General features: G+C 63.9%; 17 protein-coding genes. 4 read left to right on the top strand and 13 right to left on the bottom strand.

The window, feature by feature from the left end; genetic code table 11:
• From RHO23_RS02030 to RHO23_RS02010, 5 genes are all read right to left on the bottom strand, one after another.
• Positions 1 to 867: a polysaccharide deacetylase family protein gene (locus RHO23_RS02030; protein WP_030094695.1), complete on the bottom strand. Its 867-nt coding sequence runs from the start codon at positions 865 to 867 to the stop codon at positions 1 to 3.
• A 22-nt stretch (positions 868 to 889) separates the two neighbouring features.
• The gene (locus tag RHO23_RS02025) at positions 890 to 2,245 is read right to left on the bottom strand and encodes a PhoH family protein (RefSeq protein WP_196325608.1); all 1,356 of its coding nucleotides are present in this window, start codon (positions 2,243 to 2,245) and stop codon (positions 890 to 892) included.
• A gap of 287 nt (positions 2,246 to 2,532) precedes the next feature.
• Positions 2,533 to 3,339: an acyl-ACP desaturase gene (locus RHO23_RS02020; RefSeq protein WP_418039546.1), complete on the bottom strand. Its 807-nt coding sequence runs from the start codon at positions 3,337 to 3,339 to the stop codon at positions 2,533 to 2,535.
• A gap of 127 nt (positions 3,340 to 3,466) precedes the next feature.
• Complete coding sequence (locus RHO23_RS02015) at positions 3,467 to 4,924, bottom strand: glycine hydroxymethyltransferase (RefSeq protein ID WP_423488610.1); 1,458 nt, start codon at positions 4,922 to 4,924, stop codon at positions 3,467 to 3,469.
• 21 nt (positions 4,925 to 4,945) lie between these two features.
• Positions 4,946 to 6,154 carry a DUF885 domain-containing protein gene (locus tag RHO23_RS02010; protein ID WP_264921219.1) on the bottom strand — a complete coding sequence of 403 codons (1,209 nt, stop codon included), beginning with the start codon at positions 6,152 to 6,154 and terminating at the stop codon, positions 4,946 to 4,948.
• Between the two features lie 53 nt (positions 6,155 to 6,207).
• On the opposite strand from RHO23_RS02010, the gene coaA reads away from it, so the two are divergent.
• From coaA to RHO23_RS01995, 3 genes are read left to right on the top strand one after another with little or no spacing between them, the layout of a single operon-like run.
• Entirely contained in the window at positions 6,208 to 7,140 is a 933-nt protein-coding gene (gene coaA / locus RHO23_RS02005; protein ID WP_030094690.1) for a type I pantothenate kinase, read from the top strand.
• A 40-nt stretch (positions 7,141 to 7,180) separates the two neighbouring features.
• Entirely contained in the window at positions 7,181 to 7,579 is a 399-nt protein-coding gene (locus tag RHO23_RS02000; RefSeq protein ID WP_046252828.1) for a nuclear transport factor 2 family protein, read from the top strand.
• A 41-nt stretch (positions 7,580 to 7,620) separates the two neighbouring features.
• Complete coding sequence (locus RHO23_RS01995) at positions 7,621 to 9,303, top strand: GMC family oxidoreductase (protein ID WP_064408017.1); 1,683 nt, start codon at positions 7,621 to 7,623, stop codon at positions 9,301 to 9,303.
• 76 nt (positions 9,304 to 9,379) lie between these two features.
• Here the strand turns inward: RHO23_RS01995 and RHO23_RS01990 are convergent, their stop codons facing one another.
• Positions 9,380 to 9,814 (bottom strand): hypothetical protein, encoded by a 435-nt coding sequence (locus tag RHO23_RS01990; protein WP_070920361.1) that lies wholly within the window; start codon positions 9,812 to 9,814, stop codon positions 9,380 to 9,382.
• A gap of 130 nt (positions 9,815 to 9,944) precedes the next feature.
• On the opposite strand from RHO23_RS01990, the gene RHO23_RS01985 reads away from it, so the two are divergent.
• Positions 9,945 to 10,853: an oxygenase MpaB family protein gene (locus tag RHO23_RS01985; protein ID WP_064408015.1), complete on the top strand. Its 909-nt coding sequence runs from the start codon at positions 9,945 to 9,947 to the stop codon at positions 10,851 to 10,853.
• On the opposite strand, the gene RHO23_RS01980 is transcribed toward RHO23_RS01985, so the two are convergent.
• From RHO23_RS01980 to RHO23_RS01950, 7 genes are all read right to left on the bottom strand, one after another.
• Positions 10,836 to 12,233 (bottom strand): hypothetical protein, encoded by a 1,398-nt coding sequence (locus RHO23_RS01980; protein WP_064408014.1) that lies wholly within the window; start codon positions 12,231 to 12,233, stop codon positions 10,836 to 10,838. The genes RHO23_RS01985 and RHO23_RS01980 overlap by 18 nt on opposite strands.
• Before the next feature lie 67 nt (positions 12,234 to 12,300).
• A complete protein-coding gene (locus RHO23_RS01975) occupies positions 12,301 to 12,888 on the bottom strand; it encodes a DUF5701 family protein (RefSeq protein ID WP_064408013.1) in 588 nt (195 codons plus the stop codon).
• A 46-nt stretch (positions 12,889 to 12,934) separates the two neighbouring features.
• On the bottom strand, positions 12,935 to 14,431 hold the full coding sequence (locus RHO23_RS01970; protein ID WP_082822498.1) for a carboxylesterase/lipase family protein: 1,497 nt from the start codon (positions 14,429 to 14,431) through the stop codon (positions 12,935 to 12,937).
• Positions 14,432 to 14,474: 43 nt separating this feature from the next.
• A complete protein-coding gene (locus tag RHO23_RS01965; RefSeq protein ID WP_081349548.1) occupies positions 14,475 to 15,698 on the bottom strand; it encodes a hypothetical protein in 1,224 nt (407 codons plus the stop codon).
• Positions 15,691 to 16,068, bottom strand: a complete 378-nt coding sequence (locus RHO23_RS01960; protein WP_030094674.1) for a carboxymuconolactone decarboxylase family protein — start codon at positions 16,066 to 16,068, stop codon at positions 15,691 to 15,693. The genes RHO23_RS01965 and RHO23_RS01960 overlap by 8 nt, the downstream gene beginning before the upstream one ends.
• The gene (locus RHO23_RS01955) at positions 16,061 to 16,927 is read right to left on the bottom strand and encodes an NAD(P)-dependent oxidoreductase (RefSeq protein WP_064408010.1); all 867 of its coding nucleotides are present in this window, start codon (positions 16,925 to 16,927) and stop codon (positions 16,061 to 16,063) included. The genes RHO23_RS01960 and RHO23_RS01955 overlap by 8 nt, the downstream gene beginning before the upstream one ends.
• Positions 16,924 to 17,676: an SDR family oxidoreductase gene (locus RHO23_RS01950; protein WP_030094672.1), complete on the bottom strand. Its 753-nt coding sequence runs from the start codon at positions 17,674 to 17,676 to the stop codon at positions 16,924 to 16,926. The genes RHO23_RS01955 and RHO23_RS01950 overlap by 4 nt, the downstream gene beginning before the upstream one ends.
• Between the last annotated feature and the right edge of the window lie 6 nt (positions 17,677 to 17,682).

The raw sequence follows: 17,682 nt of genomic DNA, 5'->3' as shown, positions 1-17,682 counted from the left end.
CTACTGCCCGACGGCCGGTCCGCCCGCACCCTGATTGGGCAGGTCGGTGATGGGGATGTTCGTCGCGGGCAGCGGCGACGGAGTATTCGGCAGCGGCGGAATCTCCGACTCCGGAATGTCTTTCAGCAGGTTCACAGGTGGCCCGTTATCGCGGCTGCCGTAACTGCTACCGGGTTCACGCGGACCGAGCAGCTTCGTGACGGTGACCGCGTGGTATCCGTTGGCCCTGAGCACCGGGAGGAACTGCTCAACCAGATCCACTGTGCTGGAGTAAGTGTCGTGGAACAGCACCACAGATCCCGGCTTGATCTGTGACATCAGGATGGCCCGGGTGGCGTCGGTGTTCGAATCGTTGGCCCAGTCGAACGGGATCACATCCCAGTTGATATCGGCCAGCCCCTGTTTCTTGGCCTCGGCCAGCACCTGGTCGTTGATCAGGCCACCGGCGGTTCGGAACAGCTTGGGGCGCTTGCCCGTGGCCGCTTCGATCGCGTCGCTGGCCTTACTCAGCTGGCTGGCGATCGCCTCCGGCGGGATCGTCGTCATGTTGGGGTGTTCCCAGGTGTGGCTGCCGAGTTCCATCCCGGCATCGACCACTCGTTTGGCGCCCGCCGGATCGCGCTGAACCTTGTTGCCTATTTCGAAGAAGGTCGAGTGCGCGCCGTTGGCTCGCAGGATATCCAGCAGCCGGTCGGTGAACGGGCTGGGCCCGTCATCGAATGTCAGCGCAACGCACTTCTCACGTTGGCAGTCCACCGGCTCGGCGAGGGCGCGCTGCTTGTCGGTGACGACGATCGCGGCCGCGATCAAACTTCCCACAGCGGCCGCGACCATCGTCCACCGAAAGACATCACGCTTGGATAGCACGCCCCACAGCGTAACCGTCAGTTCAGGAAGAGAGCCCGGGGCCGAACTCCTCCAGCATCTCCGTGACCAGCGCCGCGATGGGTGAACGCTCACTGCGTACCAGTGTGACGTGCGCGAACAGCGGATGACCCTTGAGCTTCTCGATCACCGCAGCGACACCGTCGTGACGACCGACACGCAGGTTGTCGCGCTGTGCGACATCGTGGGTGAGCACCACCCGCGAGCCGGTGCCCAACCGCGACAGCACCGTCAGCAGCACGTTGCGCTCCAGGGACTGCGCCTCGTCGACGATCACAAAGGAGTCGTGCAGGGACCGCCCGCGGATGTGCGTGAGCGGGAGCACCTCGAGCATGCCGCGCGACAGCACTTCTTCGATGACCGCCGGCGACGCCAGACCTTCGAGGGTGTCGAAGACGGCCTGCGCCCACGGGCCCATCTTCTCGCTCTCACTGCCCGGCAGATAGCCCAGCTCCTGACCGCCGACCGCGTACAGCGGCCGGAACACCACGACCTTGCGGTGACTGCGGCGCTCCAGCACCGCTTCCAGTCCGGCGCACAACGCCAGCGCCGATTTACCGGTGCCTGCCTTGCCGCCCAGGGAAACGATGCCTACCGACTCATCGAGCAGGATGTCCAGTGCCACACGCTGTTCCGCGGAGCGCCCACGCAGTCCGAAGACCTCGCGGTCACCGCGCACCAACTGCACCCGCTTCTCCGCGTTGACTCGGCCAAGAGCGCTCGAGGTGCCGCCGAGTAACCGAACTCCGGTGTGGCACGGAAGATCTCGCGCCGCCTCCAGATCAGCCTCGCCTGACTCGAAGAGCGAGTCGATGACCTCGGCAGTGGTGTCCAGTTCGGTCATGCCCGTCCAGCCCGAGTTCACCACGTCCTGAGCCCGGTACTCGTCGGCGGCCAAGCCCACCGCACCGGCCTTGACGCGCAGCGGGATGTCCTTGCTCACCAACGTAACCAGCTTGCCCTCGGCGGCGAGGTTGAGTGCGCACGCCAGAATCCGAGAGTCGTTGGAGTCGGTGCGGAAGCCCACGGGCAGCACCGAAGGATCGGTGTGATTCAGCTCGACGTGCAGCGAACCACCCTGTGTCCCTACAGGAATGGACTGATCAAGGCGGCCATACTCCAACCGCAGATCATCCAGCATCCGCAACGCAGTGCGGGCGAACCAACCCAACTCGTGATGGTGACGCTTGCCTTCCAGCTCGCTGATCACCACCAACGGGATCACTACCTCGTGTTCGGCGAATCGGTTTGTGGCCCAAGGGTCGGACAACAACACCGAGGTGTCGAGCACATAGGTACGGATTGTCCCAGGGTTCTTTGAAGCAGTCACCGAGCGCTCCTGACATCCGTGCGGCACCACACGCGATCTGTCGTGGACGCGGTCGGTACCGTGTGTGGACGCCTCGTGAGACCGTCCACATCAGGACCGGGGCCGGTCCTGTCGTTTTCGCCACGATCAGTACCTCCCGGATAGCAAAGCATGTCGCTAGCCATCGCTTTTGACGCTACTCGCACCTACGCGCAGATGCCGCGCACCGAATCGAGCGTGTTGACTAACTCCGGGTTAACGCACATTTCGCGCGAGTGTCGAGTTGTCACACAGAAAACGCGAGTGTCCCCCGCGATAGGTCGACACTCGGCGAAAGATCAGAGCCGCTCGGTGACGCCCCACTTGTCGGTGAGTTCGCGGACCACGTCTTGCACGGTGACCTCGTCGATGATTCCGGCGTCGGCCACCGAGGCGACCTTGTCCTCGTAACCGTCGATATCGGCGCCGATGACCTTCAGTTCCGCAGCGCGCGCCTTGATGGCGGCAATGGTGTCCTCGGGGTGCAGACGCAGGCATTCGAGCACGATGTTGCTGTAGATCTGCTCGTGGCGACGCTCGTCCTTCTCGATGTTCGCGAGCAGGCCCTTGAGCACGGCGTCGTCGGTCCGCGCGGCCAGGTTCTGCACGAACACCGCGTGCATCTGCTCGAAGAACGCGTTGAACACCAGCGTCTCGATCTGGTTGTACGTGTCGGCCCGGTAGCCCTTCATGACGTGAGCCAGCCGGGTGTCCTCGTCGCCGTTGGGGTCGGCGTTACGGGTCACCACGAGGTACTCGCGCAGCGCGATGGCGTGCAGGTTCTCCTCCGCGGTCCAGCGGCCGATGAAGTCGGCCCACGGGATGATCTCCAGCGAGAAATGCTCGACCATCTCGCGGTGGTATCCCGCCAGATTGTCCTTGGTGATCAGCAGGATCTGGAGGGCGTCGACGACGGCCTTAGGCAGCTTGACGTCAGAGGGCTCCCAGTCGCGTCCGCCCAGGAAGGCGAAGTTCTCACCCTCGTCGTAGGGGACGTGCTCATGGGCGTACCAAAGCTCCGCGGTGTCGCGGTGGCGATCGATGTTCTCGGCGACGACATCCGTCAGCTCAAGAGTCAACGCATTGGGTACAGGTTTCTGTGCCATGCGGTAACGGTAACCGGACGAATCAGAAATGGGAAATCGCCGCGCGGCCCTTCGCGTAGAGACACTTAGTACCGCAAAACCCCAGTAAGGGCGGGTACTAAGCGTCCGCTCGCGGTGACTAAAGACCCTAGAGAGTGAGGCCCGGATACAGGGGGTTGGCGGCCAGCAGTTCGGCCGAAGCGGCCTTCACGCGATCCGCGACACCATCGGCGAGCGTGTACTTGGCCTTCGACGTCCCGTCGGCCTCCGTGTTGGTCAGTACGTCGACGACAAGCTCGGCCACCTTGTCGAACTCGTCGGCGTCGAAACCGCGGCTGGTGAGCGCCGGGGTGCCGAACCGGATGCCGCTGGTGTACCAGGCGCCATTGGGGTCTGCCGGGATGGCGTTGCGGTTGGTGACGACGCCAGCATCGAGCAGGGCCGACTCGGCCTGCCGCCCGGTGAGCCCGAAGGACTGCACGTCGAGCAGCACCAGGTGGTTGTCGGTTCCGCCGGTGACCAGGCGTGCGCCCCGCTTCAGGAATCCCTCAGCCAGCGACTTGGCGTTGTCGGCGACGCGCTGTGCGTACGCCTGGAACGAGGGCTGGCGCGCCTCGGCCAGGGCGACGGCCTTGGCGGCCATCACGTGCGAGAGCGGTCCGCCCAGCACCATCGGGCAGCCCTTGTCGACGGCATCGGAGTACTCGGCGGTGGCCAGCACCAGGCCGCCGCGGGGTCCGCGAAGCGACTTGTGGGTGGTGGTCGTGGTGATGTGGGCGTGCGGCACCGGGTCCTCGTCGCCGGTGAACACCTTTCCGGCGACCAGGCCGGCGAAGTGCGCCATATCGACGAACAGGGTGGCGCCCACCTCGTTGGCGATCTCACGCAGCTTGGCGAAGTTCACCCGGCGCGGGTAGGCGGAGTAGCCACCCACCAGCACCAGCGGCTTGAACTCGCGTGCCGCCGCGGCCAGTGCGTCATAGTCCAGCAGACCAGTTTCGGGATCGGTGCCGTAACTGCGCTGGTGGAACATCTTGCCCGAGATGTTGGGGCGGAAGCCGTGGGTCAGGTGGCCTCCGGTGTCCAGTGACATACCCATCAGGCGCTGATTGCCGTACTGGTGGCGCAGCTCCTCCCAATCGGTCTCGGAGAGGTCGTTGACGTTGCGCACCCCCTTTTCGGCCAGCGCGGGGGCCTCGACGCGTGTCGCGAGGATCGCCCAGTAGGCGACGAGGTTGGCATCGATACCCGAGTGCGGCTGCGCGTAGGCGTACGGCGCCCCGAACAGCTCGCGGGCGTGCTCGGCCGCCAGCGCCTCGACGGTGTCGATGTTCTGGCAACCGGCATAGAAGCGGTGGCCGATGGTGCCCTCGGCGTACTTGTCGGACAGCCAGGTACCCATTGTCAGCAGCACGGCCGGCGAGGCGTAGTTCTCGCTGGCAATCAGCTTGAGCGAATCGCGTTGGTCAGCAAGCTCTTTACGGGTCGCATCCGCGATCCGCGGCTCGATGGTCGCGATGACTTCCAGGGCCGATCGGTAGGCGGCGCTGGCGGTCTCGGCGTACTGCGCGCCCTGCGCGATATCACTGGATGCTGAGGTCGTCATGGCCATCAGCCTAGTCGGCGGCTATGTCAGCGTGGACGCCACCAGGGGCTCGTCGAGCAGCCGCCCGAAGCGGGCCGTGAGGGACTGTTCCGGGGGGCGACGGTCCAGCCACCCCTTCAACAATTGATAGCCCTCGACGTAGGTGGAGATGTACGCCCGCCACAACGGCGAGGACAGGAATTTGAGCATGTGCCGGGCCCGCTCGTCGGAGACCAGCAGCCAGCGTTTCAGGAATGCGATGACGTCCTCGACGTCACGGTGCTCGTCATGCAGCATCAGGGCCGCGTCTTGGCGGACGTTGATCAGTCCGGCCCGCGCCCGCCCGACAGCCTGAGCCTGTTCGCCGTCGAAGCGCAGCCCGAGGTCGGCGTAGATCTCCTGTGCCCACAGCCCCCAGTCGTCACCGATGGCCGCGTACAGGGCGAGGTCGGCGAGCCCCTCCGCCATCAGGCACTGGGGTGTGTTCACCAGGAAGATGGTCTGCTCTTGCTGGTCCCCCAGGTGCACCAGACCCGCCTCCTTGCGGCAGTGCTCGGTGTGGTGCCCGGGATAGGACTCGTGGGCGATCAGAGCCGGCACATTGGTCAGATATTGCTTGAGATCGGAGTTGATGGCGACTGTCGAGCGGTAATTGCCCTCGTAATAGTTGAACCCCGACCAGGGTTTGTCGCTGACGATCTCGTAGGTGATCGTCTCGGTGTCGGGCAGCGGAAACTCCGCGCGCACCCGGTCGCGCAGCGCACTGGAGAACGCGTCGACGCATTCCTGCAGGCGGTTCGGGTCAATTTCCTGGGACCGGTCATAGGCGGTTTTCCGTTCCAGCAGCGAACCACCCTCCGGCAGAACATTTTCCAGCGCCTCATGGGCTTCCCGGTAGCGCTCTTCGTCGCCTTTCGCGATGCGCACGTCGAAGTAGTCATGCACTTCGTCGACAAATCCGATGTTCTCGCCCGCGAACTTGCGGCCGGCACAGGCCAACGCCTTCAAGTGCGTATCGATGAAGGCCTTGCGCGCGGCATCGAGGTCACTTGCGGTCAGCTCGGCACGCAGGGCCACGGCCTGGCGGGCCAGGTCTGCCGGATCGGGGGTGGGCTCGTTCTCGACACGCTGCCGCAGCGCCGGATCACCGGTGAAGGAGTCGACGTATCCACTCTCAATACGGTCAAATCGCAGCCCGAGCAGCAGGTATTCGTTGACGAGGCTGTTCTCCGACCGGCCGTTATCGCCCATGTCACACAACCCTAGTGCCGCGTTCACGAATGGTTCCTGCAAGACTTGCGTCCATGCCGCGGCTGAGCGAGCCGAGCCCCTATGTGGAGTTCGACCGGAAACAGTGGCGCGCGCTGCGCAAGTCCACGCCGCTGGTCCTCACCGAGGAAGAGCTCTTCGGCCTGCGTGGCCTTGGCGAGCAGATCGATCTGACCGAGGTCGCCGAGGTCTACCTGCCGCTGGCTCGTCTCATTCACCTTCAGGTGGCCGCCCGCCAGCGGCTCTTCGCCGCCACCGCCACCTTCCTCGGGGACCAACACCCGGACCGTCTTGTCCCCTTCGTTATCGGCGTCGCTGGCAGCGTCGCGGTAGGCAAGTCGACAACGGCGCGCGTGCTGCAGGCATTGCTCGCCCGCTGGGACCACCATCCCCGCGTGGACCTGGTGACCACCGACGGATTCCTCTACCCCAATGCCGAACTTTCCCGGCGGAACATCATGCACCGCAAGGGATTTCCGGAGAGCTACAACAGGCGCGGACTGCTGCGATTCGTCACCGAGGTCAAATCGGGAGCCCATGAGGTCACCGCCCCGGTGTACTCACACCTGCTGTACGACATCATCAAAAACGAGAAACACGTTGTGCAGCAACCCGATATCCTGATTCTCGAGGGCTTGAACGTACTACAAACCGGCCCCACCCTGATGGTCTCGGATCTGTTCGATTTCTCGATCTATGTGGACGCCCGCATCGAAGACATCGAACAGTGGTACATCTCCCGGTTCCTGGCCATGCGCTCCACGTCATTCGCAAATCCCTCATCACATTTCCATCACTACGCCAAGCTGTCCGATAAGCAGGCAACCCTTGCCGCACAGGAGATTTGGCACTCGATCAACCTGCCGAACCTGCTGGAGAACATCCTGCCGACGCGGCCACGGGCGACGCTGGTGCTCCGCAAAGATGCCGACCACTCGATCAACCGGCTGCGCCTGCGCAAGCTATAGATCGGCTTGCATGAAGTAGACCGAATGGTATATTCGGCGCATGATCAACGACGTGGTTGAAACCTGGCACGGCATCATTTCCGGCGCCAACCCCGAAGCGCTCAACGACCTGCTGGCCGAGGACGCGGCCTTCTACTCCCCTGTGGTGTTCACCCCGCAGCAGGGCAAGCAGATCACCGCCATGTACTTGTTGGCCGCCTTCGCCACCCTTGCCGGACCCGAGAACAACTTCCACTACACCAAGGAAATCCTGGACGGGAACACCGCGGCACTCGAGTTCGAGGCGACCGTGGACGGCAAGTACATCAACGGAATCGACATCATCACCTGCAACGATGCCGGAAAGATCGTGGAGTTCAAGGTCATGATCCGTCCGTTGCAGGCCATCAATCTGCTGCACGAGAAGATGCGCGCCGCGTTAGCCCAAGCGCAAGGCTGATTTCACCCCACAGCTCACGACCAACCAGTAGGTTGACCGCCATGGACTATGACTACGACGTAGTCGTCATCGGGTCCGGTTTCGGTGGGAGCGTTGCGGCCCTCCGCCTCACCGAAAAGGGCTACCGAGTCGGCATACTAGATATGGGAAAACGCTGGAAACGCGAGGATTTTCCCCCGAACAACTGGCACGTTCGCAAGGCGATGTGGGCACCCGCGCTCGGGTGCTTCGGACCGCAGCGGCTTACCGTGCTGGGCAAGACCTTCATCGCCAGCGCGGTGGGTGTGGGCGGTGGATCGCTGATCTACGGCAACACGCTGTATGAACCGCTGGAGCAGTTCTACACCGATAAGCAGTGGGCGCATATCACCGACTGGAAGTCCGAACTGGCGCCCTACTACGACCAGGCCAGCCGGATGCTCGGAGTCGCGCAGACTCCGCACACCACCCCACCCGATGAGGTGCTGCTCGCCGTCGCCAAGGACCTGGGCGTCGAAGACACCTACCACCCCACCAATGTCGGTGTCTTCTTCGGCGATGAGCCGGGCAAGACCGTGCCGGATCCGTTCTTCGGCGGCGCCGGCCCCGAGCGGTCCGGCTGCATCGGCTGCGCCGCCTGTATGACCGGCTGCAAGCACAATGCCAAGAACACCACCGAGACCAACTACCTGTATCTCGCGGAACACGCTGGCGCAGAAATACATCCGCTTACCGAGGTGCTCGACGTGCGGCCCCTGCAGGATCGTGAGGGCTATGCGGTCAGCACCAAACAGACCGGGCGGCTGGTACGTAAGAAGAAGCGCACGTTCACCGCTCAGCATGTGGTGTTCTCGGCGGCATCGCTGGGCACCCAGCGGCTGCTGCACAAGTTCAAGGATTCAGGGTCGCTGCCCAACTTGTCGGATCGCCTGGGCGAACAGACACGCACCAACTCCGAATCGGTGCCCATCGTCTATTCCCCCACCCGCGATGACTTCTCGCAGGGCGTCGCCATTACCTCGTCGATCCACCCCGAACCCAATACCCATGTCGAGGTGGTCCGATACGGGGAAGGCTCGACCTTCCTGAGCATGTTGGGCACCAACATGGTTGACGGCGGCCCGTGGCGTTTCGCGCGCACCTGGCTGGCCAATGTGCGGCACCCCGCAATGGTGTTCCGATCGATGTTCCCTTACCGCGCCGCGCAGCACTCGATCATCGTGCTGGTGATGCAGTCGTTGGACAACTCGCTGACCACCTATCTCAAACGCGGGCTGTTCGGCAAGAAGATGACCACCAAACAGGGCTCGGGAGAACCGAACCCGGATTGGATTCCGGTCGCCCACGATGTCGCACGGCGGATGGCCGACAAGGTCGACGGATACGCGGGCAGCACTCACCTGGATTCGATGAACATCCCGCTGACGGCGCATTTCATCGGCGGCTGCCCCATCGGCGATTCTGCCGAGACCGGGGTGATCGATCCGTACCAACGGGTCTACGGATATCCCGGGCTGTATGTCTCCGATGGTTCAGCGATCTCGGCCAACCTGGGTGTGAATCCGTCATTCACCATCACCGCCCAAGCCGAACGCGCAATGGCGTTCTGGCCCAACAAGGGTGAGCTCGATCCACGGCCGGCGCTGGGTGCGCCCTACAAGCGCGTCTTCCCGGTGCAGCCCAACCGTCCGACGGTTCCGGAGTCCGCCCCCGGCGCGCTGCGCCTGCCGCTGACCCCGGTCTAAAACATGAAGGTGCCGGGCCATCCAGTGGATGGCCCGGCACCGGCTCGCCTTCAGAACGAGGCGAGCATGTGGGCGGCTACGCCGAGCGCAGGCGCCGTAGTCCGAGGAATTGGATGTCCGCCATGACGGCGGTGTAGATGCCAAACGCGATGGAAAGCGTCACCCCGGCGGTGGTCAGCGGTACCCATTTCATGACACCCGCAGCCACATAGAGCACGGTGGCCAGCAGGTTGCCCGCGATGTACGCGACGCCGATGGCTCCGAGCTTGGACCTGTCGGCCCGGCTCAGTACAAAGGCCAGTACCCCGTATCCGATGAGCGCGGCGGCATGCGCCACCTGAAATCCCAATGAGGGACCAAGCGGCTCGACAAGCCATTTCGCGGCGACCAGCAGAACGACAGCAACCGAACCGGTGGCGATGCCGTCGAGGCCGATTCCGAATCGCAGGAGCGAGTCGGGTTGGGCGAATCGTGTGCGAAGTACCGAGGCGTTCTCTGAAGCTATGGACATTGGGGACTCCTTGTGTGAAAGCTCCGGGTGAAAGCTGACACCACTGACATTCCTCGGGATGTACTGCCATCTCGACATTCGGCACTGCCAATCCCTGCCAATTCGCTGCGCGGTATGCCATCATCTAAGGATGACAACAGCGGATGTCATCTCTACCGTGCCCGGTGCACAGCTCGGCCGTCATTCACTTTTATGGCGCTGGGCTGGCGATATGCGCATCGCCTTCACCGGCGGTACGGCCGGGCTCCTGCAAACGATGGACCCCGCCATCGGTTATGCGCTGATCGAGCACTCGAATTTCTTCGCAGACCCCGTTGACAGGGTGTTCCGCTCGCTGCCACCGATCCTGGGCACCGTGTACGACGAGCCCGCCGCCGGCACCGGGGTGAAGGTGCGGGACTTTCACCGCAGCATCAAGGGAATCCAGCCCGACGGCGTCCGGTATCACGCGCTGAACCCGACAACGTTCTGGTGGGCGCATGCCACGTTCCAGGTGATGGTCGAACAAACCATCGACAGGTACTCCCGCTATCAGCTGTCCGACGCCGAACGTGAACAGCTCTACCAGGAGGGTGTCGAATGGTATCGCCGGTACGCGATGAGCGAGCAACCGCTGCCACCGAATAGGGCCGCGTTCCAACAGGAATGGGACCGATACTGCGACGAGGTGCTCACCCCCAACCCCGCCGCTGATTACCTGATGAAAGTCATCGAGGGACGCGCCGTTCCCGACATGAGCAAGTCTCCCTACCTACCGGTGGCGTCGTATTTGAAGCCGGCTGCACGACTCGCGCTGCCCACCACACCGATGCGGATGGCGTTGGCACCTCCGCTGCGGCTGACCATCTATGGCGGCTTGCCACCCCAGGTGCGCAAGCGTTTTGGGATTCGGTGGAACCTGGCCGACGAGACCGCCTACCGCGCGCTGGGCCGTGCCGTGCCGCTGGCGTGGCCGTTCATCCCGACATCGTGGCGATGGCACCCGGGCAGCCACGCCGGATGGCGCCGGGAACGGGGACGGCTACCGCGGAACTGGTGACGAACCGTTGGTGCGAACATCATTGGGCACCGGAACGGTCTGTGCGCGCAGATCCGCGGCGATGAGTTTGGCCGCGGCGTTCTGCCAGTTATGCAACGAACGCTGTGGCACCTCGGTGACCAGCCACTGCCACGCCTGACGCGATACCGGGTCCAGTCCTGCGGCCGTCGCGCCCTGCGCATAGGCCCGCACACCCATGACGTACGGGAAGTACAGCGCGTTGTAGTACCGCCACTGGTCGGTGGTACCGAAATCTCCGTCATCCCGGGGCTTGAGCCGCGAGATGGATTCGGCGAGCACGGCTCTGAGTTCGTTGGCGCGCTCGACGGGCTGGTCGGAAGCGCCACGATCGGTGAGTCTTTCGTCGATCGCGGGCAGTGATGTCAGCGGACTGGCGACGAGTTTGGCCAGATCCCCGTAGTGGCTCAGGGCCCGGCGGGTCAGCCGGGTGAATGTCTCATCATCGACGCCGTCGATGGGCGATGCCGATTTCAGCGGCAAGGCCGCCTCGGTACTACGCAGCTCGGAACGCTCGTGGCGCAGCTGCGGGGAACGCGAGAAGGCCAGGCGGTCAAGGAAGTCGGCGAAGGGGCCCGATTGCACCTGAATGCAGATGGCCAGGCCCACGCTGGTGAACAGCAGGACCACCAGTGCAACCGACTGCCCGACAACGGCGATGCCGATCATCGCTTGGGCGCCGAACAACGCCCCGACAAGGATCGAGGCCACAAAGGAACGCAGCATGTCGCCGCGCAACGCTTGTCCTTCGTCGAAGGCATCCCAGAGCGCCACACCCAGACCGAGTAGCACCAGGTCGAAGCCGGTCGACGCCAGCGCCAGCCAGCTTGGAAGGATGCCGAGCGGAATGATCAGCTGCGCATCGCCGAGGGTGAAGAACATCGTGGCGACTAGGACGACACCCCGCGCCGAGCCGGGTATCGAGGCACGGCGGCGGAACAACAAGATGGCCGCACCGATGGCGGCGGTCCCATTGGCACAGAACATGATCCAGTGCCCCAGTTGAGCCGGACCGGCGATGGTGCCGGCCAATGAGGCGCCCACGAGCAGCGCGACGGCCAGGACGGCACCGGGTACGGCCATCGCGGCGCGATCACGCCACCGGTCACCGGTGTTGGTGAGTTCAAGCAGCACCAACAGCCACGAGACGCTCGGAATGATCGCGGTGAACACTTCGATACGGCCCAGGAGGTCGGCATCCGAACCCGGGGTGACGCGGATGGCATCGAGTGCGACGACTACGGAGTAACCGATCAGCCCGATGGCCGCGAGCACGAGGACGGGCTTACGGGGATTACGCGCGAGCAGATACAGACCCAGCCACCAGCTGAGTCCGAAAACCAGTGCCGACATCGCCACCATTGGTAACAGTGTGACAGGTGACCGGCCGACGAGTCACGCCCGTCTATCCGGCAAGGAAGGACGTGGCCTACAAGGCCACCCGGCCACCGCACGAGGCGGTGCCCAGCCAGGTGTGCGGATTGCGGTCCCAGCACCACCCGAGTTTGGGACGCCGATCGGATATCCAGATCGCAGGCACCCGCTGTCCGTTTCCCCGCGAGGCCGCCAGCGAGAAACACTTGTTCTTGCGCAACATGTCCGGCCGCAACAGAACCAAGGCAATGCCCTCCTCGATGGTGAGCGGGGTCCGTCCACGCGCGGTGATGGTCTGCAACGCCGCCTCCGGTGTCACGTTGCAGAACTCGCTGCCGGTGTCGACGTCGGTAAGCAGGTAAGCCTGATCCGGAATCTCCACAATCGGTCGGTACACGTTCACGTCGCCGTCATCCATGACATGAAAGCCCTTGCGCCCATTCAGGCTCATCAACGGCGCCGTCTGCTCATAGCTGGTTCCGGCGGCAATGAGAAGGAACGGGATGTGATCGCCGGGGTCGACCACGGATTGCGGAAGGTCAGCGACTCGATTTCCCAGCTGACTGGCATGGTCGCCGACCGGGCACCCCAGTTCGGTCAGGCGGGAAAGCTGGCGGTCGAATTCATCCTGAGCAGCGGGCATTGACCGTCAACGCAGCGTTTGTTCGGCAAGTTCCCGCGCGAGCAGATCAGGCTGCACGGCTGATATCGCGCCACAGCTCCCGTTGCACACGATGCGGATCCATATCGATACGCCGATGCTGGTCGAACACCATGACCGCGTGCTCCGGCTCTGTGTATCCCGGCCAATCGATGCCCGGGATGCCCGTGCCTGCGAACGCGAGCCACCGGCTCTGAATGTCCTCGGTCAGCGCTAGCGCCTCAGCCATATCGCGTTTCCCTGCCAATGCGGGCCAGCGCTTGAAAAGACCAAACACCGCGAACAGTTCCGTCGCGTGTGCGGCTCCCGGTCCGAAACGCCGCAGCGGCCGCGGCGCGTAGTCGTACCGGTAAAAGTAAACCGGCGCATGCCGGCTGTACGCCCGCGCCACCCGCCAGGCCTCCGAGCCGAACATCGCATCGCCCATCAGACGCACCAGCGCAGCCTTGGACGGATAGCCCTCGTAGGAATCGATCACCCGCTTCGCGGCCTCGGGGCTCAGCGCATCGAGCGTGCCCGCGACAGCACGGGCATCGAACCGGGACACCGACAACACCCGGGTCAGCAGTCGGTTGAACAACCGAACCTCTTCCGCGTTGTATCCGATGATGAGTGGGACCCGTTGCGCCTCCCCGCGTTCCATCATCGCGATCGGGTCGTCGGGCACAACGTCACCGTCAATGCTGGGGCCCACACCTAGCGAGAAGGCCGATTCCCGGGTTTTCGCGGTGAGCAGCCGGTGTGTCGCCCTCACGAGATCACGCGGCCTGGCATTGATAACCGCCTCGGCGGGGTTACGGACATCGACACCGAGATACCCGACGAGCCGGCGCGCATTGGCGGCCGCTTCATCCCGAGTATGGATCATTCCGCTGGCCGTGCTTTGGCAGATCGCGCGCTGAAACAACCCTGCCGCCGCCGGAACGGCCAACAACATCTCGACGCAATGCGCGCCCGCGCTTTCGCCGAAAATCGTGACACTGCCCGGATCTCCGCCGAACGCCGCTATGTTGTCGCGCACCCACCGCAGCGCCAGCACCAGATCGCGTAAGTACAGATTGCTGTCGATGGTGTGCCGATCATCCGATAAGGACGACAGGTCTATCGCGCCGTAGGCGCCGACCCGGTAGTTCACCGAGACGAAGACACAGCCGCGCCGCGCAAGGTCGGCGCCGTCGTACAAGGACAGCGCGGAACTCCCCAAAACATAGGCGCCGCCGTGAATGTAGAACATCACCGGCAGAGCCTCCGAAGAGGGCTCATCCGGCATTGTCACGTTCACCGTCAGACAATCCTCGCTGACCGCCTGGAATCTGTTGAGCGAGAGCGGCACATAGATACGTTTCTGCGGTGACGCCGATTTCCAGGAGTCGCAGGGCAACACCCCAGCCCAGGGCTTCGCGGGCGCCGGGCTGCGCAGACGCAGCGCGCCCACCGGCGGCTCGGCATACGGTATGGCCCGAAAGCGGCGCACACCTCGATCGTGAAACCCCTCCACCACACCATTGGCGGTCTGCACCCGCACCGGTTCCCGGACAATGTATTTCGAGCCCTTTGTCATCGGCGTCTCAGACCACGGTCAGCGGCAGTGACTTGCGCGGCTCGAAGACAAACCGCGATCCCCCACTGACATTGGCGATCATGACCTCGGGCAGTTGCTTATCCTCGCCCTCATGCTCGACGAACGAGACCACCCAGTCTTGCGCGTCTCCAGAAATCTCCACGCCGATATGCGGATCGATGGCCGTCGCGATGGCCTGAAGCGGCCGCGTCTCGGCAGGACCGCACAGCGAGATCCAGGCGTGATCCACGTGTGCGGGTGACTCCCACACGTGGAGCTGACCGCCGGAGATTTCGGCATTCACATAGCCAATCGGACTCAACAGCGGGTGCACCTGAAGTACCCGGAGGACACCCTCGATCCCGTCGGGCACCTGCAACGCATGTTTGATCCGCGCCGCCGCGACACCCGCCAGCCCAATCAGCTGCTGGGTACATACGGTGCGGGCCAGCTCCGCATCGGCCGCCCGCTTACGCACCGCGATGGAGAACCCCAGGAACAACAGATGCATCTGCAGGCAGATCTCGTCAGCTATCCGCACCAGTGCCGAATGTGAGAACGCACCGAAGTCCAAGTCCGACAGCAGCGGTCCGGCGTAGTCGGAGGCTCCCACGTCCGCAGGATCGATCTCTCCCAATTCCCAACCGGCGGCGATCGATGCGCCGACAACGTCCAGGGCCGGGATTCCGGACACCGCCGGATACGACTCGTCGATGGTCACCGTCCACGCACAATGCGGATGCCGGTCGGCGGGCGTGCGCGGCGGCCGGTGAATCGGACGAACCTGCGCGTGCGGATTGGTGGCAAAGGCCGTCGCATCGAAAGTGGGGTCTTCGATGTCGTGGCACATACCTGTCACGTAATCGGGTCCGAGCGGTTCGACGTCGAGCAGCGCACCGCAGTGGTCGAGATGAAACTCCCCGTGCCACTTGTCGTGCACGGTGTACCGGAAGTCCATGAACTGGGGCGGCGCGCCGATGTCGAGCTGCATACCCTTGAAGATGGTGATCACGTCGTCGCCCTCGAACCGCAGCGCCTTCTGCATGCGCCGGGTATAGATCGGACTGGATGACGCCCACTCTTCGATGGCGACCTGCAACATCTCCTCCCTCCCGAAATGCTGTATGCAATAGGCCATTCCAGAGCGGTCGATCAGCTGGCCGATGAGCAACAGCTCGGGAACCAGGACCGCCAACTGATCCCGGGACAACTCGGAGAATCGGCTAGTCACCGGCGGATTCCGCGTCTTTCTTGGCACGTTTGGCGATGGCCATCTCGACATGCTTATTGACACGCTGCCCCAGCGGCCACCCGACGTAGTGGGTGATGAACAGCGCGACCTCGCGCAGTTCGGCATCGGTGAGTTCACCGTTGGCCAGGGCGGCCCCTGTCTGGATCTCCAGAATCTCGTCCAGTCCCAGGGCACTTACGGCTCCCAGGAGCAGCAGCCGGCGATCACGCATCGACAGCTCCGGGCGATCCCAAATGGTGCCGAAGAGATGCTCGGCGGTGTACTTGAAGTAGTCGCCGGGCAGGTCAGGCATGTCCCAGCCATAGACCTCTTTCATCTTGTCCAGACCCTTGCGGCGCAACTCATCCATTACTTGCCCCTTCCTCGTGTGGCACACCAAGACTCGCGGCCAGTCGCTCACGGGCCAACGCGGCCAGCGGCAGCTCGACGGACTGCTCTTCGCCGAGCGCCAGGGCCAGGCTCAGATCCTTTTCACCGAGACCTCGCACGTGCGTGAAGATGGGGCGCCAGAAGCTGTCCGATGTCACCGGTTCGGTGGTATCGCGCAACATGATGGCGCCCGGCCCACCGGTGATGGCGTCCGTATGACGCACCACCTTGCCCAGGTCGGTGATGTTCAGGCCGCAACTTTCGGCCAGGCGCTGCGCCTCACCGGCCGCGGTGAAGGCAACGAAATGTAGGAGGTTGCGCGCCAACTTCATCCGGGTACCCGCACCAGGGGAACCGGCATGAATCACCAGCGACGCCCACTTCGAGAAGGGCTCCTTGACCCGCGCGAACGTCTCGTCGTCGGCGCCGACCATGGTGGCCAACTCGCCCTTGTGGGCACCGGGGGCGCCACCGCTCACCGGTGCATCGATGACGTGAATCCGTTGTGGCGCCAGTTCGTTGGCCAGCTGCACCGCTGTCGCGTCACTGATGGTGGAGTGGATGGCGATGATGGTGCCCGGCTTGACCCTGGGCGCGAGTTCTCCGACCACCTCACGTACCTGTGCGTCGTCCAGCACGGTGACGCTGATGAGGTCGGCATTCGCGATATCGGTCAGGTTGTCCGCCGCACGCGCGCCGGCCTCGACAAGCGGCGCCATGGTCTCGGCACGCAGATCGAAGACCGTCAGGCCGCCGGGCCAGTCGACAAGCCGCTGGGCCATGGGCGCACCCATGTTGCCCAGACCGATGTACCCGAGTGAGAGGACAGACTGCGTCATGACCGGATGATCTGTCCGCCGTCGACGTTGAACACCTGGCCGGTGATCCAGGACGCCTTGTCCGACAGCAGGAAAAGACACATGCCCACCATGTCGTCGACGGTGCCCATGCGGCTCAGCGGGATGTTCTTGACGAGCTCGCTGCGGAACTGCTCAGGCACCGTGCCGCGGGTGGCCTCGGTGTCGGTGGGCCCCGGCGCGATCGCGTTGATGCGGATCTTCTGGCCACCCAGTTCACGCGAAAGCTGCTGCGTCAGACCATTGATGCCTACCTTGGCCAGGCCATAGAACCCCGAGTACAGCCAGGCGGCCGTGGATGATTGGTTGACAATGGCGCCGCCGCCACGCTTGGCGATGTGCTTGTACACCGCCCGGGTACACACCAGCGCGCCATCCTGGTTCACGCTCATGAACTTCTTGTAGTAGTCCCACGGCACCGACAGCAGCAGGTCGAGCTTCATGCCGCCGTAGATGGCAGCGTTGTTCACCAGGTAGTCGATACCACCGAACTCAGCGACCGCCTTGTCCGCCATGGCTATTGCCGAATCGGGGTCGGAGACATCGACGCTTGCGAAGATGGCCTTGCCACCGTCGGCCACGATCTGCTTGGCGACACCCTCCCCCAACTCGGCGTTGATATCGGCGACCACCACGGCCGCACCTTGGCCGGCCAGCGCGTGCGCATACGCTTCGCCGATGCCCTGCGCGGCTCCGGTGACGATGGCGACCTTGCCCTCGAACTCTCCCATGAGATC

It is taken from the genome of Mycobacteroides sp. PCS013, from assembly GCF_049532645.1.
Taxonomy (GTDB): domain Bacteria; phylum Actinomycetota; class Actinomycetes; order Mycobacteriales; family Mycobacteriaceae; genus Mycobacterium; species Mycobacterium gwanakae.
The sequence above is the reverse complement of the archived record's forward strand: the minus strand, read 5'-3'. Positions and strand labels throughout refer to the sequence as shown.